We start from the raw sequence: 2,956 nt of genomic DNA, 5'->3' as shown, positions 1-2,956 counted from the left end.
TCGATGGAGATGTGGTTGGAGTCGTAGAACAGCACGAGGTTGCCCAGCTGCTGGTGACCGGCCAGTGACGCGGCCTCGGACGCGACCCCCTCCATCATGTCGCCGTCGGACGCCAGCACGTACACGTGGTGGTCGAACGGGCTGGCGCCCGGTGCTGCGTCCGGGTCGAGCAGGCCCCGCTCCCGGCGCGCGGCCATCGCCATGCCGACGGCGGCGCCCAACCCCTGGCCCAGCGGCCCCGTGGTGATCTCGACACCACGGGTGTGCCGGTACTCCGGGTGGCCCGGGGTCGCCGAGTCCCAGGTCCGCAGCGCCTTCAGGTCCTCCATCTCCAGGCCGTAGCCCGCCAGGTAGAGCTGGATGTACAGGGTGAGGCTGGTGTGGCCGCAGGAGAGGACGAAGCGGTCCCTGCCCAGCCACTGGTCGTCCTCGGGATCGTGCCGCATGACCTGCTGGAACAGCAGGTAGGCGAGCGGGGCGAGACTCATCGCCGTACCGGGGTGGCCGTTGCCCGTCCTCTGGACGGCGTCGGCGGCGAGGACCCGTACGGTGTCCACCGCGCGCAGGTCCACATCGCTCCATCCCGCCCGTTCGGCCAGTGGCCGGGCCAGGCCGGGGTCCCGCTGTGCGGTGCTGCCGGAAGAGGATTGCTCGGGCGCCATGGTGTCGTCTCCCTCGGACGTCGCTTCTCGGTTCGACGGGACCGGCCGGTGCGGCTCGCCACCCCTCGCATCCTCTGTTCCCCCGCCCTCCTCCGCACCTGGAGCGGGCCCGGCGGTGCGGTGGGCTTCCGATGCTCACCGGGCGGCGCGGCGCCCGGCGCGGGCGGCGGCGGCGCACACGCCCCGCCGACGGGTCACCTACCCGCTGCGGAGCCCGGCAGGCGCGTGCCGCCGGACGTGGGCCGGGGCGGTGGCTTCCCCTGCCCCGGGAGAGCGCCTGGAAGCGCGCGACAGCCTTCACCCGCGCGGACGCCGGCCGGAGCGGCCGGATCCGTGAGGCAGGAGGGCAATATGGCGAAGGAGGCGGCAGAGGAGTGTTCACCTCCGCCCCGGCGCCGAAGTCCGTGAGCTCTTCATCGTCCCCGTGCCTGTGGTCTCCGGCTGACACCCACTCGGCTTCTGCGCAGAGCGCGCCGTCCGGGGCGCCTTTCGAAGGGGCCCCCTTGTTCAGCACTTCACTCGACACGTCCTCCCTTTCCGACGCTCAGCAGGTCCTCCGCCGCCCGCGGCCGGGACGAAGGCCGGGACGCCGGGTTCGCTCCGTACGCCGCCCGGGAGCTCGTCCCCGGCCGGGCCGTACGGGATCTGTGTGTCGCTCGCGGTCGAAGCCGGCCTCGGGCGGATCGAGCGGTTCCTGGCGTCGGCCATGGCAGGTCCGAGCGGTGAGGCCCTGCTGCACACGCCGGCACCCTCCTGAGCGAGCGGGGGTCCGGGCATGCTCCTGCGGCCGGGAGGGCTCCGGCCGAGGACGGCCGCACCCGGGCGTGCTCACACCACCGCCACGTCGGTGAACCGGGCCGCGGTGTGCAGTTCGGACTCGATGCTCCCGGCGGTGAGGCGCAGTTCGGGCAGGACCTGCTCCAGGCATGCGTCGATCGTCCGGCTGCTGCTGTGCATGGCGACGTTGATGGACGCGACCGCGGTCCCCGCGCGGTCCCGCACGGGGACGGCGATCGAACGCAGGCCGGCTTCCAGCTCCTCGTCGACCAGGGCGTACCCCTCCGTGCGTACGCGTTCCAGCGCGGCTTCGAGTTCGGCGCGCCGGGTGAGGGTGTGGGGGGCCAGCGGGCGCAGTTCCGCGTGGTCGAGGAGGGGTCCGAGCCCGGAGGCGGGGAGGTCGGCCAGCAGTACGCGGCCCAGAGAGGTCGCGTAGGCCGGGAAGCGGGTGCCGACGGTGATGTTGACGTTCATGATGCGGTGGGTGGCGGCACGCGCCACGTACTGCACCGAGTCGTCCACCAGGACGGCGAGGGAGGTGGAGTCGTGGATCCGCCCTGCCAGAGCGGCGAGGTGCGGTTGCGCGATCCGCGGCAGGGTGATGCGGGAGAGCGGCGGATATCCGAGTGCCAGGACGCGCGGGGTCAGCCGGTGGTCCCGTCCGTCGACCGCCACGTATCCGAGGTGTTCGAGGGTGATCAGGGCGCGGCGCGCGGAGGCGCGTGAGAGGCCGGTCGCCCGTGCGACGGCGCTGAGCGTCAGGGCCGCGCCGCTGTCACCGAACGCGGTGATGACGGTCAGGCCCCGGGCGAGGGATTCGACGAAGCCCCGGCCCAGTTCCTGTTTCGATGCCGCGGTCCATGAGGCGAGGGCCCCGGGGGCGGGCGCAGGCCCCGGGGGCGGTGCGTCGCGCAGTCGGCGTTCCATCACCGCGGCGGCATCGCGCAGCCGGGGCAGCAGGCTGTCGCGGAGCCCTTGTGCGCTGTGCCGGCTGGTGTGGCTGACCACACTGAGCACGCACGCGATGCCTCCGGCGGGGTCGTGCACGGGTACGGCGAGAGCCAGCAGGCCGGGTTCGATCAGCTGGTCGTCCAGTGCCCAGCCCTCGGCCCGCGCCGCGTCCACCCGGTCCTCGAACAGGTCGTCCGCCGGGCACGGCCGCGGCGGCAAGGACGGGAAGCCGGCTCCCTTCGGATCAAGGGCCCGCCGATCCCGCCATGCCTGCCATTCCTCGGGCTCCCAGCAGGTGGCGAAGAGCGCGCCGGGAGCGGTGCGTTCGGCCGGCAGCAGGTCGCCGATGCGGAAGCTCAGGGACATCGCGCGGCGCCGTGTCGCCTGGTGCACGAAACGGATGTCCCCGCCGTCGGGCACCGCGAGCGACACGGACTCGTCGAGTTCGTCCGCGAGGGCGTCCACCCGGTCGCCGAGGAGGCCGGGAAGACGGATCGACGAGAGATAGGCGTTGCCCAGCTCCATCAGGGGCGGCGCGAGGCTGACGGCCTTGCCGTCGAGGCGCA

At 73.3% G+C, this 2,956-nt stretch carries 1 protein-coding gene and 1 pseudogene; both read right to left on the bottom strand.

What is annotated here, in order from left to right:
- Positions 1–662: pseudogene (locus VN520_RS25960) on the bottom strand (transketolase); the annotation flags it as partial.
- Between the two features lie 828 nt (positions 663–1,490).
- The coding region (locus VN520_RS25955; RefSeq protein WP_325749367.1) for an IclR family transcriptional regulator domain-containing protein at positions 1,491–2,956 on the bottom strand (1,466 nt) is incomplete at its 5' end.

It is taken from the genome of Streptomyces sp. (genome assembly GCF_035563135.1).
Classification (GTDB): domain Bacteria; phylum Actinomycetota; class Actinomycetes; order Streptomycetales; family Streptomycetaceae; genus Streptomyces.
This window is presented reverse-complemented; position numbering and strand designations above follow the sequence as displayed.